At 72.7% G+C, this 16,859-nt stretch carries 16 protein-coding genes; 7 read left to right on the forward strand and 9 right to left on the reverse strand.

Annotation, left to right across the window (positions count from 1 at the left end; genetic code table 11):
- Window positions 1-96: 96 nt before the first annotated feature.
- Window positions 97-981 carry a 2-hydroxy-3-oxopropionate reductase gene (locus ACQPYD_RS25015; RefSeq protein ID WP_433697948.1) on the reverse strand — a complete coding sequence of 295 codons (885 nt, stop codon included), beginning with the start codon at window positions 979-981 and terminating at the stop codon, window positions 97-99.
- Between the two features lie 60 nt (window positions 982-1,041).
- Complete coding sequence (locus ACQPYD_RS25020) at window positions 1,042-1,839, reverse strand: hydroxypyruvate isomerase family protein (RefSeq protein WP_433697949.1); 798 nt, start codon at window positions 1,837-1,839, stop codon at window positions 1,042-1,044.
- Between the two features lie 374 nt (window positions 1,840-2,213).
- Here ACQPYD_RS25020 and uraD point away from each other — a divergent pair, with 374 nt between their 5' ends.
- The 6 genes from uraD to alc all read left to right on the forward strand — a co-directional run bounded on the left by uraD (window position 2,214) and on the right by alc (window position 8,327).
- The gene (uraD, locus tag ACQPYD_RS25025; protein ID WP_433697950.1) at window positions 2,214-2,768 is read left to right on the forward strand and encodes a 2-oxo-4-hydroxy-4-carboxy-5-ureidoimidazoline decarboxylase; all 555 of its coding nucleotides are present in this window, start codon (window positions 2,214-2,216) and stop codon (window positions 2,766-2,768) included.
- A complete protein-coding gene (gene uraH / locus ACQPYD_RS25030) occupies window positions 2,765-3,109 on the forward strand; it encodes a hydroxyisourate hydrolase (protein ID WP_433697951.1) in 345 nt (114 codons plus the stop codon). Before uraD ends, uraH begins: the two co-directional genes overlap by 4 nt.
- 233 nt (window positions 3,110-3,342) lie before the next feature.
- Entirely contained in the window at window positions 3,343-4,239 is an 897-nt protein-coding gene (pucL, locus tag ACQPYD_RS25035; RefSeq protein WP_433697952.1) for a factor-independent urate hydroxylase, read from the forward strand.
- A gap of 219 nt (window positions 4,240-4,458) precedes the next feature.
- The gene (locus ACQPYD_RS25040) at window positions 4,459-5,964 is read left to right on the forward strand and encodes a nucleobase:cation symporter-2 family protein (protein WP_433697953.1); all 1,506 of its coding nucleotides are present in this window, start codon (window positions 4,459-4,461) and stop codon (window positions 5,962-5,964) included.
- A gap of 220 nt (window positions 5,965-6,184) precedes the next feature.
- Window positions 6,185-7,111, forward strand: coding sequence for a LysR family transcriptional regulator (locus tag ACQPYD_RS25045; protein WP_433697954.1), 927 nt, complete (start codon window positions 6,185-6,187; stop codon window positions 7,109-7,111).
- A gap of 88 nt (window positions 7,112-7,199) precedes the next feature.
- Window positions 7,200-8,327, forward strand: a complete 1,128-nt coding sequence (alc, locus tag ACQPYD_RS25050; protein ID WP_433697955.1) for an allantoicase — start codon at window positions 7,200-7,202, stop codon at window positions 8,325-8,327.
- A gap of 219 nt (window positions 8,328-8,546) precedes the next feature.
- On the opposite strand, the gene allB is transcribed toward alc, so the two are convergent.
- Window positions 8,547-9,896, reverse strand: coding sequence for an allantoinase AllB (allB, locus tag ACQPYD_RS25055; RefSeq protein WP_433697956.1), 1,350 nt, complete (start codon window positions 9,894-9,896; stop codon window positions 8,547-8,549).
- Window positions 9,897-9,902: 6 nt separating this feature from the next.
- Window positions 9,903-11,204, reverse strand: a complete 1,302-nt coding sequence (locus tag ACQPYD_RS25060; protein ID WP_433697957.1) for a DUF6986 family protein — start codon at window positions 11,202-11,204, stop codon at window positions 9,903-9,905.
- Window positions 11,205-11,498: 294 nt separating this feature from the next.
- Here ACQPYD_RS25060 and ACQPYD_RS25065 point away from each other — a divergent pair, with 294 nt between their 5' ends.
- Entirely contained in the window at window positions 11,499-12,233 is a 735-nt protein-coding gene (locus tag ACQPYD_RS25065; protein ID WP_330160048.1) for an IclR family transcriptional regulator, read from the forward strand.
- Between the two features lie 61 nt (window positions 12,234-12,294).
- Here the strand turns inward: ACQPYD_RS25065 and era are convergent, their stop codons facing one another.
- The 5 genes from era to ACQPYD_RS25090 form a co-directional block, all read right to left on the reverse strand.
- A complete protein-coding gene (era, locus tag ACQPYD_RS25070; RefSeq protein WP_433697958.1) occupies window positions 12,295-13,263 on the reverse strand; it encodes a GTPase Era in 969 nt (322 codons plus the stop codon).
- A 9-nt stretch (window positions 13,264-13,272) separates the two neighbouring features.
- Window positions 13,273-13,617 (reverse strand): cytidine deaminase, encoded by a 345-nt coding sequence (locus tag ACQPYD_RS25075; protein ID WP_267945979.1) that lies wholly within the window; start codon window positions 13,615-13,617, stop codon window positions 13,273-13,275.
- On the reverse strand, window positions 13,614-15,020 hold the full coding sequence (locus tag ACQPYD_RS25080; protein WP_433697959.1) for a hemolysin family protein: 1,407 nt from the start codon (window positions 15,018-15,020) through the stop codon (window positions 13,614-13,616). Before ACQPYD_RS25080 ends, ACQPYD_RS25075 begins: the two co-directional genes overlap by 4 nt.
- Window positions 15,020-15,505, reverse strand: a complete 486-nt coding sequence (gene ybeY / locus ACQPYD_RS25085; protein ID WP_267945981.1) for an rRNA maturation RNase YbeY — start codon at window positions 15,503-15,505, stop codon at window positions 15,020-15,022. The genes ACQPYD_RS25080 and ybeY overlap by 1 nt, the downstream gene beginning before the upstream one ends.
- Window positions 15,506-15,648: 143 nt before the next feature.
- On the reverse strand, window positions 15,649-16,788 hold the full coding sequence (locus ACQPYD_RS25090) for a PhoH family protein (protein ID WP_433697960.1): 1,140 nt from the start codon (window positions 16,786-16,788) through the stop codon (window positions 15,649-15,651).
- Between the last annotated feature and the right edge of the window lie 71 nt (window positions 16,789-16,859).

Here is a 16,859-nt window from a genome sequence, read left to right on the forward strand (position 1 = left end):
GGTGAACCCTTCAGTGCTAGGGGTGCTGGTGCGGTCGGCTCCGCCTGCGGTGTCCCGGGTGCGGCCAACACCGGGGACTGCGGGACGGAGTCCTTCCTAGGACCGGCCGGAGAGCTGCTGGACGATCATCAGGAGCGCGGAGTGGTCGAGCCCGCCGTGCCCCTGGTTCCTGAGCGCGGCGACGGACTGCGCCACCTGGGCGCCGAGCGGGATCGCGACGCCCGCGGCGCGCGCGGAGTCGGTGACGATGCGCATGTCCTTGTCGTGCAGGGCGATGCGGAACCCCGGCGTGAAGTCGCGCTCGCGCATGGCCCTGCCCTTGCGCTGGAGCACCGTGCTCCCCGCGAGCCCGCCGCCGAGGACCTCCAGGCCCGACTCCGTGTCGACGCCGTGGGCCTCCAGGAAGACGAGCGCCTCCGCGAGGAGCTGGATGTTGCCCGCGACGATGAGCTGGTTGGCGGCCTTCACGGTCTGCCCGGCCCCGTTCGGGCCGACCAGGACCGGGGTGGTGCCCAGGACGTCGAAGATCGGGCGTGCGGCCTCGAAGTCGGCCTGCGCCCCGCCGACCATGATGGACAGCTCGGCCTCGACGGCCCCGGCCTCGCCCCCGCTCACGGGCGCGTCCAGGACGCGGAGACCGCGTTCGGCCCCGGCCTCGGCGACCGCTCGGGAGACGTCGGGGCGGATGGTGCTCATGTCGATGACGAGGGTGCCGGGCTTGGCGTTCTCGTACACGCCCCCGGGGCCGAGGAGGAGTTCCTCCACGTCCGGGGAGTCGGGGACCATCGTGATGACGACGTCGGCCCCGGTGACGGCCCCGGCGACGCCGCCGCCGCGGCGTCCGCCCTCCGCGACGAGCGCGTCGACGCGCTCGGGGGTGAGGTTGTGGCCGGTGACGGTGTAGCCGGCGCGGACCAGGTTGACGGCCATGGGCAGGCCCATGATCCCCAGGCCGATGAAGGCGATCTCGGTGTCGGGCATCGCTGTCCCTCTCGTGTCTCGTTCGTGCCGCGGCTGTCGCCGCGGAAGGGTGGCGGGGGCTCAGACCAGCCAGTCGAAGCTCTTGGCGCTGGGGACGGTCGGCTTGTACTCCAGGCCCACGAGCCCGGTGTAGCCGCCGTCCCGGAGCGCCCTGAGGAGGTCGTCGAACGGGAGGCGTCCGGTGCCGGGCTCGCCCCGGCCCGGGGAGTCGGCGATCTGGACGTGGCCGAACTCCGCGGCGTGGTCGCGGACCACGGCGAAGACGTCGTCCCGGTTGACCACGAGGTGGTACAGGTCCGCGAGGAGGGCGACGTTCGGGGCCCCGGCCTCCCTGGCCCGCGCGACGAACCCGAGGCCGTCGGCCGCGGTCGTGAGGGGGTAGTCGGCCGAGCCGCTGATGGGCTCGACGAGCACGGTTCCGCCGACGCGGGCGACGGCCCCGGCCGCCGCGAGGGTGTTCTCCAGGGCCACCCGGTCCTGTTCCGCGGGGTCGGTCCCGGGCAGCCGCAGCCCGTAGAGGGCGTTGAAGCCGGTGGTGCCCGTGCGCTCGGCGATCCGGGTGACCACGTCGACGTTCGCGCGGAACTCCTCGGCCCTGGCGGGGTGCGAGAGCACGCCCCGGTCGGGTCCGGGGAGGGCGCCGGCGAAGAAGTTGAGGCCGGTGAGGCGCACGCCGGCGTCGTCGAGGGAGCGGACGAAGGCGTCGACCTCGTCCTGGGGCGGGGTCGGGCTCCCGAACGGCCACCAGAACTCGACGGCGTCGAAACCGGCGTCCCGGGCGGCCCGGGGGCGTTCGAGGAGCGGGAGTTCGGTGAACAGCAGGGAGCAGTTCACCGTGTAGCGGAGTGAGTGGCTCATGCATTGCCTCCAACTTCTACTTCCACATTGCGGAAAGTAGTTTTCGTTTTGAGGAATGTCATGAGTGTGCGGCCGGTCACCCTGGCTTGTCAACCGCCCGATCCCGCCGGATCCGCGGCAGGGCAACCACTTCAACCCCGTGAGACCCATGCACCCCAGGCGCGGCGACTGGACACGGGGTCCTTCGTGCGGGTGTACAGATTCCGTCGTCTTTCGCGATATGGGCCTTTTGAGTGTTGACAAGGTCACACTGCCATCAACTAGAGTCCCCCCAATCCGCAATACGGAATTAGCCGTCTGCACTACGAAAATCCTTGGTCGGTTCAGCTCCCCCGCCCGCGGGGGCGCCGACCGGCCGAGCCACGGGAGAGCACATGCCCGAGACCATGCCGGAGGAGCCGGGACGCGGCTCCGACCCAGGCCTGGAGCAACTGAACGCCCTGACCGGGGAGGAGCTGCGCGCACGGCTGGCCCAGTGCCTGGACGTGGACCGCTGGGTCGCGTCGCTCGCGGCCCTGGCGCCCTTCCGGGACCGGCACGAGCTGATGCGCCGCGCGGACGACCACGCCCGCGCCATCACGCCCGAGGAGGTCGCGACCGCCCTCGCCCGCCACCCCCGCATCGGGGAGAAGGCCGAGGGAACCGGCACCGAGGCGCGGTGGTCGCGGGGGGAGCAGTCCGCGTTCGCCGCCGACACCGACGACGCCTCGGCACGCGTGCAGCGAATCTTCTCCCACGCCCAGCGTGAGTACGAGGGCAGGTTCGGGCACATCTACCTCGTCTGCGCCAGCGGGCGCTCCAGCCGCGAACTCCTCGCCGACCTGGTCGCCCGTCTCGGCAACGACACCGCCACCGAGCTCCGCGTCGTCGCGGACGAGCTCCGCCGGATCGCCGGGCTCCGCCTGGCCAAACTCCTGGGGAACACATGAGCCACGTGACCACCCACATCCTGGACACCGCTCTGGGCGCTCCGGCACGCGGCGTCCCCGTCCGCCTGGAGAGCGCCGCCGACGGGCGCCGGACCTCCTGGCGCACCGTCGCGGAGGGGCGCACGAACGACGACGGACGCGTCCCCGACCTGGGTCCCGAGCGGCTGGCCGACGGAACCTACCGCCTCGTCTTCGACACCGCCGCCTACTTCGCGGCGGACGGCCGGACGGGTTTCTTCCCCGAGGTCACCGTCGCCTTCGACCTCGCCGAGGAGCAGGCCCACTACCACGTGCCCCTGCTCCTGAGCCCCTACTCCTACTCCACCTACCGGGGCTCCTAGCCCCCGGGGGGCGTCCGCCCCCGGACGGCCCCGGCCTCCCGGCGCCGCCCGCCCCGGGCGCGGCCCCGCAACGGAAAGGAGCGACCGACACGGAACCTCAGCCGGCCAAGGTGTGACACCTGCTTCTTCGAGTGCGTGACAGGTCCTTCCGCATGACCACAGCGGTCCTCCCTCGTACGTACTGCGCACAGGCGCGACGATGACGAATATCCACAACCCTGGAGTTCACCCTGATGGGCATCCGACTCGGAGAGAACCAGTACGGAAAGGCCGAGGTACGCCTCGTCCACGTCAACCGCGACACCGACGTCCACCGGATCAAGGACGTCAACGTCACCTCGCAGCTGCGGGGCGACCTGGAAACGGTCCACACGCTCGGCGACAACACGACCTGCCTGCCGACCGACACCCAGAAGAACACCGTCTACGCCAAGGCCCGCGAGTGGGGCGGCGTCGGCGCCATCGAGGACTTCGCCCTGCGCCTGGCCCGCCACTTCGTCGGCGAGCACGACTACGTGGACGGCGCCCGGCAGGAGATCCACGAGTACGCCTGGGACCGCATCACCACCGCCGACGGCCCCCACGACCACGCCTTCTCCCGGCGCGGCGGCGAGACCCGCACCACCGTCGTCACCAAGGACGCCGAGGGCGAGTGGGTGGTCTCGGGCCTGGAGGGGCTCACCGTCCTCAAGTCCACGGGGTCGGAGTTCCACGGCTACCCCAAGACCAGGTACACGACCCTCCAGGAGACCACCGACCGGATCCTCGCGACCGACGTCAGCGCCCGCTGGCGGTACGTCGGCGTGGACCACGACTACGACGCCGTGTACGCGTCGGTGCGCGCCCTGATGCTGGAGGCGTTCGCGACCACCCACAGCCTGGCGCTCCAGCAGTCGCTGTACGAGATGGGCCGCTCGGTGCTGAAGAGCCACCCGGAGATCGCGGAGGTCCGCTTCTCCATGCCCAACAAGCACCACTTCCTCGTGGACCTCTCGCCCTTCGGCCTGGACAACCCCAACGAGGTGTTCTTCGCCGCGGACCGCCCCTACGGCAAGATCGAGGCGACCGTCGAACGCGACGACGCCCCCGCCCCCGGCAACGCCTGGAAGACCGTGCCCGGCTTCCTGTAGCCACCCCCGTGCCGGGGCCCGTCTGTGCGGCCGGGCCCCGGCCCCCGCCCCGCTCGGGGCTCCGCCGTCCCCCCTGGCCCGCTCTCCGCGGCGGGCCGCACGCCGCGCCCCGGCGTGTACGGCGGCGAGTCGCCCGACCGGTGCGACACCACCGGGCCACGCGCCCGAGAACCAGGCCCCCTCAGAGGCGGCCGCCAAGCGCAAAGGCTGGAACCGGCCATGTCGAACAGTCCGTCCGCGAAGGACTCGGCCAGAACGAACGCCACACCCCCCACCCGCCCCGAGGACGAGAAGCTGCCCGTGCGGCTGCTGTTCGTCTACGGGCTCCAGCACATCCTGACCATGTACGCCGGCGCGGTGGCCCCGGCCCTGGTCATCGGCAGCGCCGCTGGGCTCGCGAACGACCCCGCCTCCATGGGGATCCTCGTCAGCGGCGCACTCCTGGTGGCGGGCATCGCCACCCTCATCCAGTCCGTGGGCCACCGCCGCTTCGGCGCCCAGATGCCGATCGTGGTGGCGAGCTCCTTCATCCCCGTCAGCGCCGTCACCGCGCTGTCCGCGGGGCAGGGCGGGGAGAACCTGCCCGTCGCCTTCGGCGCCTCCCTCGCGGCCGGGGTCTTCGCCCTGGCCCTGACGCCGTTCTTCGGCCAGCTGATCCGCTTCTTCCCGCCGATCGTGACGGGCACCATCATCACCGTCATCGGGGTCAGCCTGATGCCGGTGGCAGCGGGCTGGATCGTCGACGGCGCCGCCCGGACCCTGGAGGACGGCACCGAGGCCCCCGCGGCGCCGCTGTCCCACCTGGCCCTGGCCGGTCTCACCCTGGCGGTCATCCTGGTCGGGTCCCGGGTGCTGCCCGGCATCTGGGGACGGCTGTCCATCCTGTTGGGCCTGGTCGTGGGCACCCTGGTCTCCCTCCCCCTCGGCATGGCCGACTTCAGCCGCGTCGGCGAGGCCGACATCGTCTTCGACCCCACCTCGGTGTTCTACTTCGGCGCCCCCCGCTTCGAGGTCGCCGCGATCGTCACCATGTGCGTCATCATGCTCGTGGTGCTCACCGAGGGCGCGTCCCACATCATCGCGGTCGGCGAGATCACCGGCTCCGAGGTGGACGCCAAGCGCATCTCCGCGGGCCTGCGGGCCGACGTCAGCGGCTCCCTCATCGGCCCGATCTTCAGCGCGACCCCCACCAGCTCGTTCGCGCAGAACATCGGCCTGCTGGCACTGACCAAGGTGCGCAGCCGGTACGTGGTCGCCACCGGCGCGCTCATCCTCATCGCGCTCGGGCTGTTCCCCGTGCTCGGCGGGGTCATGGCCGCGATCCCCACGCCCGTCCTGGGCGGGGCGGGCCTGGTGCTCTTCGGCAGCGTGGCCGCCAGCGGGGTCAAGACCCTGGCCAAGGTGGACTTCACCAACAACCTCAACCTGGTCCTGGTCGCCACCTCCGTCGGCGTGGCGATCATCCCCCTGGCCTACCCGACCTTCTACGCCTTCCTCCCCGAGTCCGTGGAGCTGGTCGCCCACTCGGGCATCATCGGCGCGGCCGTCGTCGCGATCCTGCTGAACATCTGCTTCAACGTGCTCGGCTGTGCCCCGGGGACGGACGCGCCGGCCCGGATCGACCGCGAGGAGATCGGCAGCGCCGGCCCCGGCGAGGCCAAGTACACCGACCAGGCCGGAGCGGTCTACCGCGACGGCGAACCCGAGGCCCCGGCGGGGGCGTAGTACCCGCATCCCGGACCGCCCCCGCCCTCCGGCGGGGGCGGCGGGCGCCCCCTCTCCGGGCCCGGCCGCGCCCGGAGGGGGCCGCGCCCGCGACGGGGCGCCCGGGGCACGGGCGTCCCGATCCGCGGGACCCCGGCTCCGCCACGGGGCCGTGTCCCGGCCCCCCGGGCGCACAGGACCGCGCGTTCCGTTGAGGAGCGCTGAATGGTATTCCTGTGGGGTGACCGACTGGGACCTCCGCAAACTCCGCGTCCTCCGCGCCCTGGAGGAGTTCGGAACCGTCCGGGCGACCGCGGAGGCGCTGCGCATGACGCCGTCCGCCGTCTCACAGCAGCTCTCCTCCCTCTCGCACCAGGTGGGGGTGGCGCTGCTGGAGGCCCACGGGAGGCGGGTCCGCCTCACCGACGCGGCCCACGTGCTGCTCCGGCACACCGACATCGTGATGGCCCAGCTGGAACGGGCGGAGGCCGAGCTGGACGGCTTCGTCCGCGGCGAGATCGGGCACGTCCGCGTCGGCGCGTTCGCGACCGCCATCCCCAGCCTCGTGGTCCCGGCGCTCCACGCCCTGCGCCGCGAGTACCCCGGTCTCACCACGAAGGTGCACCAGGCCGACGCCGCCGAGGTCTACGACCTCCTCTCGGCGGGGGAGATCGACGTCGGCCTGTCCCTGGCCGCGCAGGCGCCGACCGCCCACGACGGCCGCTACGACCGGAGGGAACTCCTCACCGACCCCCTGGACGTGGCCCTGCCGGCGCACCACCGCCTCGCCTCCGCCCGCGCCCTCCGCCTGGGCGACCTCTCCGGGGAGCCCTGGATCTACGGGGCGTCCGGGCCCTGGCGGGACATCACCGTCTCCGCCTGCGCCCAGGCGGGGTTCGTCCCGGAGCAGGCCCACGTCGCCTCCGACTGGCGGGCCATCCTCGACATGGTCGCCGCGGGCATGGGCGTCGCGCTGATCCCCCGCCTCGCCGCGACGGGAGACACCCCCGGGGTCAGCCTGCGGGTCCCGCACTCCGACCAGCCGCGCCGCCACGTGGTGACCGCGGTGCGCTCAGGGGCCGGGGAGCACCCGCGGATCGCCGTGGTGCTGCGCGCCCTGGCGGACACCGCCGGAGGGCTCGGCGGCTCCACCGTTCAGTACAGCTGAACAGTGTGGTCATAAAGTTTCGCTGGAAGTTACCGGTTCCTCCTGGGACGCTGGGAAGCGTCCGACGACCTCGCAACCCGGGAGAGACATGAGCCAAGGCCGCCCCTTCGACCCGCGCGACTACAACGCCCAGCCCTACGCGGGCGGCGACCCCTACGCCGACTACCGGGACGGCGAACACGACTTCTCCGGCCTCGTCGACCTCGCCGACCGCCGCCTGGGGGGCGGCGTGGTCGCCGCCAACGACGAGTTCTTCGCCCAGCGCGAGAACCTCCTCAAGCCCGACCGGGCGCAGTTCGACCCGCACGCGTTCGGGCACAAGGGCAAGGTCATGGACGGCTGGGAGACCAGGCGCCGCCGCGGGGCGGGTGCCGAACAGCCCCACCCCGCCGCCGACGACCACGACTGGGCCCTGGTCCGCCTCGGCCTCCCCGGGGTCGTCCGGGGGCTGGTCGTCGACACCGCGCACTTCCGCGGCAACCACCCGACCGAGGTCTCCGTCGAGGCCGCCCATCTGACCGGCACCCCCACCACGGACGAGCTCCTGGCCGCCGAGTGGACCGAGATCGTGCCCCGCGTGCCCGTCCACGGGCACGCCGCCAACGACTTCGCGGTGGCACTGGAGCGCAGATGGACCCACCTGCGCCTCAAGCAGTTCCCCGACGGCGGGGTCGCCCGCCTGCGCGTGTACGGCGAACCCGTCGCCGACCCCGCCTGGCTCGCCTCCCTGGGCGGCTTCGACCTGGCGGCCCTGGTCAACGGCGGCACGGTCGAGGACGCCTCGGACCGCTTCTACTCCTCGCCCAACAACATCATCCTCCCCGGGCGCTCGCAGAAGATGGACGACGGCTGGGAGAACCGCCGCCGCCGCGACACCGGGCACGACTGGGTGCGCTTCCGCCTCACCGCCCAGGCCACGGTCCGCGCCCTGGAGATCGACACCGCCTACCTCAAGGGCAACTCCGCGGGCTGGGTGACGGTCATGGGGCGGGACGCCGGATCGGACGCCCCCGACGCCTGGTTCGAGATCGTGGGCCGGACCCGGCTCCAGCCCGACAGCGCCCACCGCTTCGTCCTGGACTCCCCCGTCACGGTCACCCACGTGCGCACCGACGTGTTCCCCGACGGCGGCATCGCCCGCCTCAACGTCTACGGCTCGCTGACCGGGGCCGGCGCCGCCGACCTCGGCAGCCGCTGGGACTCCCTCCTGGGCTGACCGCCGGGACGTCCGCCGCGCCGGGGCGGGCACACCACCGTGTGCCCGCCCCTCGGCGTGCCCGCCCGGCCCGGGACGGCGGCACGGGTCCGGGCCACTCCCGGGGCAGCGCACGCCCCGGTGTCCGACCGGGCGGGCACGGGTCCGAGGGGGCCGCCCCGCCCCGGCCCCGGAACGGGGAGGGACGGGGGCGGCCCGGCCGTCGGCCCCGGGACCGGCTCAGTCCCGGAGCAGCATCCGCCCGGCCGCGCCGGACGGGCCGACGTCCTCGCCGCGCAGGACGGTGCGCCGCACGCGCCCCACGAGGTCGGCGCCGTCGTAGGGGCTCACCGGGTTGCGGTGCCGGAGCGCGCGCACGTCCACCCGGAAGGACTCCTCGGGGGCGACGACCGCGAAGTCGGCGTCGTGGCCCACCCTGATCGCGCCCTTGTCGCGCACCCCGGCGACCCGCGCGGGCGCCGAGGACATCCAGCGCACCACGTCCACCAGGTCCACGCCGCGGCGGCGCGCCTCCGTCCACACGGCGGAGAAGCCCACCTGGAGCCCCGAGACCCCGCCCCAGGCGGTCCCGAAGTCGCCGGTGTCCAGGTCCTTCAGGTCGGGGGTGCTCGGCGAGTGGTCGCTGACCACGCAGTCGACCAGCCCGTCCCGGAGCGCCCTCCACAGGAGGTCCCTGTTGGCGGAGTCCCGGATGGGCGGGCAGCACTTGAACTGGGTGGCCCCGGCGGGCACCGCCTCGGCCTCCAGGGTGAGGTAGTGCGGACAGGTCTCCACCGTGAGCGGAACGCCGTCCGCCCGGGCCTGCGCGATCAGCGGGAGCGCCGAGGCGCTGGACAGGTGCAGGATGTGCGCCCTGGTGCCCGTGCGCCGCGCCACCTCGATCACCCTGGCGATCGCCGCGTGCTCGGCGGTGTCGGGGCGCGACGCCAGGAAGTCCGCGTAGTCGCGCCCGGAGGCCGGCGGGGCCGTCTCCAGCACGGCCGGGTCCTCGGCGTGCACGATGATCCTGCCGCCGAACCCCCCGACGGCCTCCGCGGCCGTCAGCAGCTCCTTCGGGGAGAGGTGGCCGAACTCGTCCACCCCGGACGGGGACAGGAAGGCCTTGAAGCCGAAGACGCCCCTCTCCCAGAGCGCGGTCAGCTCCTTCGTGTCCCCGGGGCGGCTGTTCTCGGGAACGGCCCCGCCCCAGAAGCCCACGTCCACGGCGAGCTTGCCCTCGGCAGCGTCCCGCTTGGCGTCCAGGCCCGCGACGGTGGTGGTGGGGGGCACGCTGTTCAGCGGCATGTCGAGCAGGGTCGTGACGCCGCCCAGGGCGGCGGCCCCGGTGGCCGAGGCGAACCCCTCCCACTCGGTGCGCCCCGGTTCGTTGACGTGCACGTGGGTGTCGACCAGTCCGGGCAGGAGCACCTCGTCCTCGGCGAGGGTGATCTCCCTGCGGGCGATCAGCGGCGCCCGGTCGCCGGCGAGGACGTCCACCACGCGGCCGTCGCGCACCCCGACGGTGACGGGCCGCTCCCCCTCGGGGGTGACGGCTCTGCGGGCGCGTACGGCGAGATCGTGTCGCGTCATGTGTCCCTACTCCTGTCCGACGCGTCGTGTGGCCAGGCCGACCAGGGTAGCGGTGTCGGCCCCGGACGCCTCTGCCACCTCGGTCTCGTCCAGAGCCCCGCAGCGCACCCCGCTGACCAGGGCCGCGGCGAGGGCCTGGGCGGTGGCCGGCTCGTCCAGCACCCCTCCCGCGACGGCGCCGAGGTAGGCGCGCAGGCGGGCGGCGGCGGGGGCGAAGGCCTCCCGGTAGAAGGCGTAGGTGGCGAGGTAGCGGGTGACGAGCTGGTGCGGGTGCAGGTCCCACCCCTGGTAGAACCCGCGCTCCAGGGACCGGCGGACCAGGGAGGCGTGCAGTCTCCACGCGGAGCGCACCTCCTCCGGGGAGCCGACGGGCAGCACGTTGGTGGATCCGTCCGACAGCCACACGCCCGTGCCGGCCGCGGCCACCTGCATGACGGCCTTGGCGTGGTCGGCGACCGGGTGGGCCATGCTCTGGTACGCGGCGGTGACCCCGCACGCGGCGCTGTAGTCGTAGGTCCCGTAGTGGAGGGCGCTGACCCGGCCCTGCCCGGCGTGGATCATGCGGGCGACCGCCGCGGTCCCGTCGGGGAGCAGGATCGACTGGGGGGTCTCGATCTGGAGCTCGAAGCGCAGCCTCCCGGCCTCCAGGCCGAGGCGCTCCTCCAGCTCGTCGGTGAGCCACACCATGGCCTCGACCTGCTCCACCGAGGTGATCTTGGGCAGGGTGAGGACCAGGTTGGCGGGAAGCCCCCCGTTCTCCTCCATGAGCGTGACCAGGAAGAGGGCGAGGCTGCGGGCGCCCCGGGCCCGCCCGGCGGCCTCCATCCCCTTCATGCGGATGCCGAAGTGGGGCGGGGCCTGCCCCGCGGCGAGGTCGGCCGAGAGGGCACGGGCCGCGGACACGACGTCGGCGTCCTCGGCCTCGTCGCCCCGGTCCCCGTAGCCGTCCTCCAGGTCGGCGCGCAGGTCCTCGACGGGCTCGGCGACCAGCTTGTCCACCAGCCGGGGGAGGATCTCGGCCACCGCGGCCGCGTCGGTCCCCGTCGCCTCCGCCAGGTCCGCGGCCGTCGGCGCGTACTCGGCCAGCGAGGCCGCGGCGTCCTTCCCCCACTCGGCCGCGAGGCCGGGCCGCACCCGGTCCGCCGGGACGTACACGGTGTGCACCGGCTGCCGGGCCCCGGAGGAGCCGGGGTAGGCGAGGGCGAGCCTGGCGTCCGCGTCGGCGAGGCGCGCGTTCAGCCCCGCGGTGAGCACGTCCAGGGCGAGATCGGGCGCCGGGCGACGGCTTTCGGACCGGTCCTCTTCCACGTGTGTGTCCTCTCCGAAGCGATGTTTTTCCTATCGTGGATGCTAACTTTTGCAATCCGGAAGAACAAGAGAGACCATGGGGAAGTCCGGACTGCCCGGACCACAGCGGCCCCGGAACACCCGGACAGCCGGTTTCGCCCGTGCTATAGAAGACACTGATGCCGAGAACCCTTTTTCGTATCGCAGAAGCAAGAGCTTGAACCCACGCCACAGCCCATGGGAGCGCGTCCGTTGTCAGTCCCACAGACCTCTCCAGTCACCGACGAAGCGGGCAAACGCGAACGCTCCGGTGGTGTGCAGTCGCTCGACCGCGCCTTCTCCCTGCTGGAGATCATGGCGGAGGCGGGCGGCGAGACCTCGCTGAGCCAGCTGGCCGAGTCCTCCGGCCTCCCGCTCCCGACCATCCACCGCATCATCCGCACCCTCGTGGGCAACGGGTACGTGCGCCAGCTCCCCTCCCGCCGCTACGCGCTCGGCCCCCGGCTCATCGGCCTGGGCGACAAGGCCTCCCAGATGCTCGGGACCTGGGCCAGGCCGCACCTGGCCCAGCTCGTGGAGGACCTCGGGGAGACCGCGAACCTGGCCATGCTGGACGGCGACAAGGTCATCTACGTGGCGCAGGTCCCCTCGCCGCACGCCATGCGCATGTTCACGGAGGTCGGCCGCCGTGTGCTGCCGCACTCCGCCGGGGTGGGCAAGGCCCTGCTCTCCCAGCTGAGCGACGAGGAGGCCCTGGCCACGGTGCGCCGCACCGGGATGCCCGCGGCCACCGACCGCACCATCACCGAGCCCGAGCGGTTCGTCACCGAGCTGCACAGGGTCCGCGACCAGGGGTTCGCCATCGACGACGGCGAACAGGAGATCGGGGTGCGCTGCGTCGCGGTCCCGGTCGCGGGCGCCCCGTCGGGCATGGCCGTGTCCGTCTCCGGCCCGGAGGCCCGTGTCAGCTGGGAGTTCGTGGAGCGCGCCGCGCCCATCGTGCAGCACTGCGCGACCATGCTCGCCACGGACCTCAACAACCAGGCCTGACCCGGCCCGGGAACGGCGGAAGGGGCGGACCGGCCGGTCCGCCCCTTCCGCACGGGAATCGCTACGTCTGCTGGTCGAAGCCCAGCTTGCGCAGCTGCTTGGGGTCGCGCTGCCAGTCCTTGGCCACGCGCACCCGCAGGTCGAGGAACACCCGCTGGCCCAGCAGGGCCTCGATCTGCTTGCGGGCCCGTGAGCCCACGTCGCGCAGGCGCGAGCCCTTCGAGCCGATGACGATGGCCTTCTGGCTGGGGCGCTCCACGTACAGCGACGCGTAGATGTCCACCAGCTCCTTGCCCGGCCGGGTGTTCTCCCGCTGGAACATCTCGTCCACGACCACGGCGATGGAGTGCGGCAGCTCGTCGCGCACGCCCTCCAGGGCGGCCTCGCGGACCAGCTCCGCCACGAGCATCTCGTCCGGCTCGTCGGTCAGGTCGCCGTCCGGGTACAGCGGCGGCCCCTCCGGCAGGTGCGAGGACAGCACGTCGGTGACGGTGTCGAGCTGGAACGCGCCCTGCGCGGACACCGGGACGATGTCGGCCCAGTCGCCCAGCTCGTCCACCGCCATCAGGTGCTTGCCCACGGCCTCCTTGTCGACCAGGTCGGTCTTGGTGACCAGGGCGACCACCGGGGTGTTGCGCTGTTCCGCCAGCTCCTTGGCGATGTAGGTGTCGCCCCGGCCGATCGGCTCGTTCGCGGGCAGGCAGAAGGCGATCACGTCCACCTCGACCAGGGTGGACCGCACCAGCGAGTCCAGCCTCTCGCCCAGCAGGGTGCGGGGCTTGTGCAGGCCCGGGGTGTCCACGATGATCAGCTGGGAACCGGGCCGGTGGACGATACCGCGCACCGTGCGCCGCGTGGTCTGCGGCCGGTTGCTGGTGATCGCCACCTTCTGCCCGACCAGCGCGTTCATCAGCGTGGACTTGCCAACGTTCGGGCGGCCCACGAAGCAGGCGAAGCCGCTGCGGAAACCCTCCGGGTGGGAGGGGGCCGGCAGCGGGACGCGCAGCTTCTCGAGGTCGAGGTCGTTCATGGGTCCTTCTCAGCGCCGGGTGATGCTCGCGGGCACCCCGTCAGGGGCGGCGATCACCACCACCTGGGTCTTCAGGTCGTCCGCCACCGCGCGGTCGTCCTCGGTCAGTTCCTTGGCCTCGGTGACGACCACCGCGGCCTCCAGCGCGGAGGCCTCGCTGGAGGCGGCCGCGGCCACGGCCGCCTGGAGCGCCGTCAGCCGGAGGGAGGGCAGCGACACCGTCGTGGCCACGTACGTGCGTCCCGTCTCGTCGCGCACCGCAGCGCCCTCCGCCGCCGCGTTGCGGGCCCGGGAGGCCCGCGCGAGGGTGATGAGCTTGCCGTCCTCGGGGCCGAGCCCCGTCGTCTCCGTCACTGGTCCGTGCTCCTTACGTCCTCGTTGCGGCCCCGGTCGTCCGGCGCCCCGGCCCCCTCTTCGGGCAGTCGCTCCACCAGGACCGTGGTCATCCGGTTGCGGCGGCTGCTCTTGCCCTCCAGGGTGAGCCTCAGTCCAGCGTATTCGGCCCGGGCCCCGCCGACCGGCACCCGGCCCAGCACGAACGCCACGAGTCCGCCGACGGTCTCCACGTCGGGCACGTCGAGGTCCCGGTCGGGAAAGAGCTCGTCGAGCTCGCCCAGGGGCAGCCGGGCGGTCACCCGCACACTGCCGTCGTCCAGCCAGACCACCGGCGGGATCTCGTGGTCGTACTCGTCGGTGATCTCCCCGACGATCTCCTCCACGATGTCCTCCAGCGTGACCAGCCCGGCCGTTCCGCCGTACTCGTCAATGGCCACCGCGACGTGGTTGCGCTGCTGCTGCATCTCGCGGAGCAGCTCGTCGATGGGCTTGGTGTCGGGCACGTAGGACGCCGCGCGCATCACGTCGCCGGCGGTGAGCGGCACCTCCGCCCCGGCGCTGCCCGCGGACGCCGCCCAGCGGTCGCGGAGCTGGTCCACCAGGTCCTTGAGGTAGACGATGCCGACGACGTCGTCCTCGTCCTCGCCGGTCACGGGGATCCGCGAGTACCCGCTCCCCAGGGCCAGGGTGAGGACCGCGTCGGCGTCGGCGTCGCGGCTCGTGAACACGATGTCGGGGCGGGGCACCATGACCTCGCGCACGGAGGTGTCGTCGAGTTTGAAGACGGAGTGGATCATCTGCCGCTCCTCGGCGTCGATCACCTCCCCCTGCTCCGCCAGGTCGACCAGCTGCCGCAGCTCCACCTCGGTGCTGAACGGCCCCTCGCGGTCGCCCTTGCCCCTCGGCGTGATCGCGCGCCCCGCGCCCACCAGGAGCTGGGCGAGCGGACCCACCACGACCTGGACCGGGTAGACCACCGCCGCGCTCGCGCGGGCGAACTGCCCGGCGAACTGGCGGCCGAGGATGCGCGGCGCTATGGCGATCAGCACGGACTCCACGACGACCATCGCCACCGCGGTCAGCAGCAGGGCGGGCCACCCCAGCCCCAGGAGGAACACCATCCCCATGGCCGCCGCGATGACCGCGCACACCTCGCACACCACGCGCAGGAACAGCAGCGCGTTGAGGTGGCGCGTGGGGTCGGCGGCGACCCTGCCCCAGCGGCGGTCGGCCCTGGCGGCCCGCTCCGGGCCGGACGCCTCGGGAAGGCCCACCGACATGACTCGCGTGATGGCGACCTCCGCCGCCACCAGGAACCCGGCCACCGCGGTCAGCACCAGCGCGATCACGAAGGCGGTGATCCACTCGGCGGGCTCCCCCGTGGTCATGGGGGCGACGTCGGGCCACATCACGGGTCTCATCAGGAGCTCTCGTCCTTCGCGGACCCGGCGGACTCCCGCTCGCGCCAGGCGGCGAGGATCTCGCCCTGGAGGCCGAACATCTCCTTGTGCTCCTCCGGTTCGGCGTGGTCGTAGCCCAGCAGGTGGAGGATGCCGTGGGTGCAGAGCAGGTCGATCTCCGCCTGCGTGCTGTGCCCGGCCTTCTCGGCCTGGCGCTCGGCCACCTGCGGACAGATGATCACGTCACCGAGGACGCCGGGCTCGCTGGTGCGCCCCGGGCCGCCCGGGCGCAGCTCGTCCATCGGGAAGGAGAGCACGTCGGTGGGGCCCGGTTCGTCCATCCACCGCACGTGCAGGTCGGTCATCGGCCCCTCGTCCACCAGCACGACGGACAGCTCGGCCAGGGGGTGGACGCGCATGGCGTCGAGCACGTGCCGGGCCAGGCGGGAGAGTCGCTCCTCGTCCACTGCGGTGACGCCGGACTCGTTGGCGACGTCGATACTCATCGGTTGCGGCTGCCTCACTTGGAATCGTCGCGGCCGGGCGGCTCGCCCGGCCGGTGGGTGCGCCGTCTGCGGCCCTCACCCGGGACACCCGAACCGGTGGGCCCGCATGCTCACGGACCCACCGGTGCGAACGCCGTACTACCTCAGTCTGCCCGCTCCCCGGGGCGGGTGCTCCCCGTCCCCGGGTCCTTCGGGGTGTCGGAGGGCTCGTCGCGCGGGGACCGGCCCCGGTCGCGGCCGCCCCCGGCGCGGCGGCGGTCCCCCCTGCGGTCGCCCTGGCGGTCGTTCTGGAGGCCGTTCTGGACGGCGTCGTAACGCCCGTAGGCGTCGACGATCTTGCCGACGAGCTTGTGCCTGACGACGTCCTCGCTGGTGAGCCGACAGAAGGCGATGTCGTCGATGTCACTCAGGATCGTCTCGATGGTCCGCAGCCCGCTGGCCTGCCCGCCGGGCAGGTCCACCTGGGTGACGTCACCGGTGACCACGATCCTGGAGCCGAAGCCCAGGCGCGTCAGGAACATCTTCATCTGCTCGGGCGAGGTGTTCTGCGCCTCGTCCAGGATGATGAAGGAGTCGTTCAGGGTCCGGCCCCGCATGTACGCCAGGGGCGCGACCTCGATCGTCCCGGCGGCCATCAGCTTGGGGATGGAATCGGGGTCGAGCATGTCGTGCAGGGCGTCGTAGAGGGGACGCAGGTAGGGGTCGATCTTGTCGTAGAGCGTGCCCGGCAGGAAGCCCAGCCGCTCACCGGCCTCCACCGCGGGACGGGTGAGGATGATCCGGTTGACCTCTTTGTCCTGGAGCGCCTTGACCGCCTTGGCCATGGCCAGGTAGGTCTTGCCGGTGCCCGCCGGGCCGATGCCGAACACCACGGTGCTGCGGTCGATGGTGTCGACGTAGCGCTTCTGGTTGAGCGTCTTGGGCCGGATGGTCTTGCCGCGGTTGGACAGGATGTTGGTCGTGAGCACGTCCGCGGGCCGCTCCGAACCGGGCGCCGCCAGCATGTGGACCATGCGCTCGATGGTGTCGGGGGTGACGTGCGTGCCGCTCTTGGCGAGTTCGATCAGCTCCTCGACGAGACGGACCACCACGGCGGTCTCCTCGGGGGTCCCGCTGATGGTGAACTCGTTGCCTCGGACGTGGATGTCGCTCTCGAAGGCCCGCTCCAACGCCCTGAGGAGTTCGTCCCCCGAGCCCAGCAGGCTGATCATCGTGTGCTCGTCGGGCACCACGACCTTGACCTGAGTGTCCCGTCGCGGGTGCGTGTGCGTTGTCTCGGCCATGGTGTGGCCTTGCGGCCGCTGTCCTACCCTTCGCTCGGGCGCCGCCCGCCTGGACGGGCGCGGCGTCTCCT

It is taken from the genome of Nocardiopsis sp. CA-288880, assembly GCF_050955985.1.
GTDB lineage: Bacteria > Actinomycetota > Actinomycetes > Streptosporangiales > Streptosporangiaceae > Nocardiopsis > Nocardiopsis tropica.

Excerpts from the sequence above, each read along its gene's own strand:
- ACQPYD_RS25015 (WP_433697948.1), bottom strand. The coding sequence starts at position 981 with ATGCCCGACACCGAGATCGCCTTCATCGGCCTGGGGATCATGGGCCTG.
- ACQPYD_RS25020 (WP_433697949.1), bottom strand. The coding sequence starts at position 1,839 with ATGAGCCACTCACTCCGCTACACGGTGAACTGCTCCCTGCTGTTCACC.
- uraD (WP_433697950.1), top strand. The coding sequence starts at position 2,214 with ATGCCCGAGACCATGCCGGAGGAGCCGGGACGCGGCTCCGACCCAGGC.
- uraH (WP_433697951.1), top strand. The coding sequence starts at position 2,765 with ATGAGCCACGTGACCACCCACATCCTGGACACCGCTCTGGGCGCTCCG.
- pucL (WP_433697952.1), top strand. The coding sequence starts at position 3,343 with ATGGGCATCCGACTCGGAGAGAACCAGTACGGAAAGGCCGAGGTACGC.
- ACQPYD_RS25040 (WP_433697953.1), top strand. The coding sequence starts at position 4,459 with ATGTCGAACAGTCCGTCCGCGAAGGACTCGGCCAGAACGAACGCCACA.
- alc (WP_433697955.1), top strand. The coding sequence starts at position 7,200 with ATGAGCCAAGGCCGCCCCTTCGACCCGCGCGACTACAACGCCCAGCCC.
- allB (WP_433697956.1), bottom strand. The coding sequence starts at position 9,896 with ATGACGCGACACGATCTCGCCGTACGCGCCCGCAGAGCCGTCACCCCC.
- era (WP_433697958.1), bottom strand. The coding sequence starts at position 13,263 with ATGAACGACCTCGACCTCGAGAAGCTGCGCGTCCCGCTGCCGGCCCCC.
- ACQPYD_RS25080 (WP_433697959.1), bottom strand. The coding sequence starts at position 15,020 with ATGAGACCCGTGATGTGGCCCGACGTCGCCCCCATGACCACGGGGGAG.
- ybeY (WP_267945981.1), bottom strand. The coding sequence starts at position 15,505 with ATGAGTATCGACGTCGCCAACGAGTCCGGCGTCACCGCAGTGGACGAG.
- ACQPYD_RS25090 (WP_433697960.1), bottom strand. The coding sequence starts at position 16,788 with ATGGCCGAGACAACGCACACGCACCCGCGACGGGACACTCAGGTCAAG.